Raw genomic sequence first — 3,107 nt, 5'->3', positions numbered from 1 at the left:
CCAAGGGCACACAGATGCGCTACAAGCTCGGCAAGAGCGCCGGCAGTTGGCTGCACTACATCACTTACGGCTTCTACCGCGGCACCGAGTTGCGCCAGGATGAATCGAGCTGGTGGACGACATCGCTCTACTCGCAACTGGGCTTTCTGTACGAAGACAACTCGGCGAGCTACACCTTGCGCGAGGTCGACGCACGCGGCAAGCCAAATGAAATACTGGCCGAAGGCAGGGGGCGCCTGCGCCGCGAACAGGTATTCCTGAGCAATGAATTGCGCTTGGGTCGCAGCTTTCGACTGCCTGCAGCATCGCCCAACCTGGTGGTATTCCCGCATGTGGTGGGTGCCGCCGACTGGAGCTGGCAAAAGGACCGGGCGGTATTGCCAGGTGGCGACGTGTCACTGACCCGCGACCCGCACACCTGGTCGCTCGGCGCAGGCCCCGGTGTCGCGCTGCGCTACTGGTTGCGTGAAGACCACTACAATACGCCGCGCTCCTACCTGGACGCTTCCGTGCAATACCGCTTCCCGATTGGCGGCGGCAACACCGAACAGGCCAAAGGGCTGTTCATGAACCTTACGCTGTCCTACTGAGCCGATATTTCAAAGGATCCCTTCACCATGACGCTCTCGCTGCTGTTAGCTCCCACCTTCAAGCGCCTCGGCGCCGGCCTGCTTGGCGCCTCGCTGTGCCTGGCCATGAACGCTGCGCAGGCGCAGGACGCCTCCATCGTGATTCGCGGCGAGGGCGGCTGGTTGCTGCCCGGCTGGGGCAGCCTGAGCGAAGTCGACACTGCCGGCATCGACGCCAACACCGCCTTGATCAAGCAAGCCCGCAGCGCCCTGGCCGCGCGCAACATTCAGCTGGAAGTGCTGCTGCTGCCGGACAAGAGCCTGTTCTATCAGGACAAGCTGCCGGCCGGCAAAACCATCAGCCCGCAGGTCCAGCAGCGTTACCAGACCATCCTGGGCAAACTCGGCCAGGCCGGTATCCCGGCCTTCGATGCCGCCGCTGTGCTGCGCCCGCTCAAGCAGGCCGGTACCGATGTGTTCTACCGCACCGACCAGCACTGGACCCAGGCCGCCGCCGACGCTACCGCCGAGGCCACTGCCGCACGGATCAAGCGTGACGTGCCGACGCTCAAAGGCAATGCCGGTAGCGGCCTGGCACTGGGCAAGGAGTTCAAGGAGCGCCGTTACGGCGATCTTGCCGAGCTGTTCCTGACCCCCGACGAGCGCAAGGCCATCGGCCGTGACACCTTCACCGTGCGCCGCGAGGCGGCTGCCGGCGGCCTGCTCGATGAGGCGCCGGCACCGGTGCACGTGACCGGCCACAGCATGGTGCAGCCGTACTTCGGCTACCCGCAGAAACTCTCCAACGCCCTCGACCGCCCGGTGTCGGTGAACTGGAAGCCGGGCAACGTGGGCCCGTGGATCGTGCTGCTGGAGTACCTGGAGTCTGCCGAGTTCAAGCAGAACCCGCCGCAGGTGCTGGTGTGGCAGCTGTTCGAGTCCACCTACAACCAGGGGCCCAAGGCTGAAGGCTTCTGGGACAACGCCTCGATCATGAGCGCCGATACCTGGCGCAAGCGGCTGCATGCCGCCGTGGGAGACTGAGCCATGGCCAACCTCGACCGGCAGAGCGCCGGGCTGGCACTGTGCGCGGCGCTACTGCTGCCTGCTGGCGCCCAGGCCGAAGGGGTGTTCGCCCAGTTGTACGCCCCTCGCCCGCCTGCCGGGCTGGCCTTCGTGCGGCTGATCAACCCGTCGACCGAAACGCTGACGGTGCAGATCGACAAGAGCAGCCGCCAATCGATCGGTGCCGACAACGTTGCCAGCACCTATGCCATCGTCAGCGGCGACACGCCATTCAGCGTGAGCATCAATGGCAAGCCGGCAGGCCAGTGGACAGTGCTGCCGGGCAGCTTCAGCACGCTGGTGGCACAGGGGGAGCGCTACAGCCTGCAGGCTGACCTCACCGGCAGTGAAAACGCACTCAAGGCCGAGCTGCGGTTCTACAACCTGGCGAGCGATTGCGCGAAGGGCCAGCTGGTGGTTGCCGACAACGGCCCGACGTTGTTTGCCGAGGTGCCGGGGCAGAGCAACGTGGCGCGTGCGATCAACCCGGTGCGCGCGACCTTGAGTGCCGGTTGCGGCGCCACGCTGGCCAAGGCGTGGGCGCTGCCACCGCTGAAGGCGGGTGACCACTACTCGCTGTTCCTCACCGGCAGTGCCGAGCAGCCAGTGCTGCGCGGCGAACTGAGCAAGACTGACGTCTACACGAAATAGATCTGTTTGACCGAGTGCACGCTGGGCAGGACGCGGATCATCCGCACCTGCCCTCCCCTCTGGGGCCCTGCACAGCACACCCGGCACTCCGTTGATCGGACAACCGGACCCTCGCCCGACCACCCGCCGCCTCACCGCACACGCCCAGCACAAAGCTTGCTAACCTAGGCGTAATCGCGAAACAAGCTGACATACCTCACGATGACCGGTCAGTCATTTCCTACAATTAGACTAAGCTTTTAGCGTTTTATGCCGATCAGGATGAAATACGCTGACCATTCACGCACGACTCGGGCACAGGTAAGTCAATTTTATGGCGATATTTTTCCAATATCACCACATGGCTAAATTTAAGCCAAAAACCAAACAAAATATTGACACCATTACTTTGATATCACACATTAGCGCCATCACAGCAGTGTGACAGACCTTATCTGCCCCAACAGTCGTTCAGATAGCCGTAGGCCGGGATTACACACATGAGTCATGCAGACGATATTGGAAATCTGTTCCACCGATTTGGGGCAAGTGCGGACAGTTACAAGGAAATCGACACAGAGTTCGAGTTTATCGAGCCACTGCTGACCACTGCTGAACCTGAAGTCCCGGCCATTGCGGTGGCTGGCGCACCGGTCGCGGCGACCCTGGCAGCGCTCAAGCTGCCACCCACCGTCGCCGCCGTGCCGGTCGCGGCACCTGCGCTGGTAGCTGTACCCACGCAGGCAAGCCCGGCCCCGCACACGCTGCCCAACCGTCGCCCCCCCTGTCGTTGCGCGAGCAACTCGAGGCGGCTGCGCGCCTGCGCCGCGCAAGCCCAGGGCT

Annotated in this window: 3 protein-coding genes and 1 pseudogene; all 4 read left to right on the top strand. The window is 63.4% G+C overall.

What is annotated here, in order from left to right; genetic code table 11:
- On the top strand, nt 1-590 hold a 590-nt coding region (locus tag G3436_RS21655), incomplete at its 5' end, for a bacteriophage N4 adsorption protein A (RefSeq protein ID WP_243667257.1).
- 27 nt (nt 591-617) lie between these two features.
- Entirely contained in the window at nt 618-1,613 is a 996-nt protein-coding gene (locus G3436_RS21650) for an alginate O-acetyltransferase AlgX-related protein (RefSeq protein ID WP_163949304.1), read from the top strand.
- A 3-nt stretch (nt 1,614-1,616) separates the two neighbouring features.
- Complete coding sequence (locus G3436_RS21645) at nt 1,617-2,285, top strand: alginate O-acetyltransferase AlgF (RefSeq protein ID WP_163949302.1); 669 nt, start codon at nt 1,617-1,619, stop codon at nt 2,283-2,285.
- Nucleotides 2,286-2,764: 479 nt separating this feature from the next.
- Nucleotides 2,765-3,107: pseudogene (locus tag G3436_RS21640) on the top strand (BcsR/BcsP family cellulose biosynthesis protein); the annotation flags it as partial.

Origin of the sequence: Pseudomonas brassicae (assembly GCF_010671725.1) — a bacterium.
Taxonomy (GTDB): domain Bacteria; phylum Pseudomonadota; class Gammaproteobacteria; order Pseudomonadales; family Pseudomonadaceae; genus Aquipseudomonas; species Aquipseudomonas brassicae.
This window is presented reverse-complemented; position numbering and strand designations above follow the sequence as displayed.

Excerpts from the sequence above, each read along its gene's own strand:
- G3436_RS21645 (WP_163949302.1), top strand. The coding sequence starts at position 1,617 with ATGGCCAACCTCGACCGGCAGAGCGCCGGGCTGGCACTGTGCGCGGCG.
- G3436_RS21650 (WP_163949304.1), top strand. The coding sequence starts at position 618 with ATGACGCTCTCGCTGCTGTTAGCTCCCACCTTCAAGCGCCTCGGCGCC.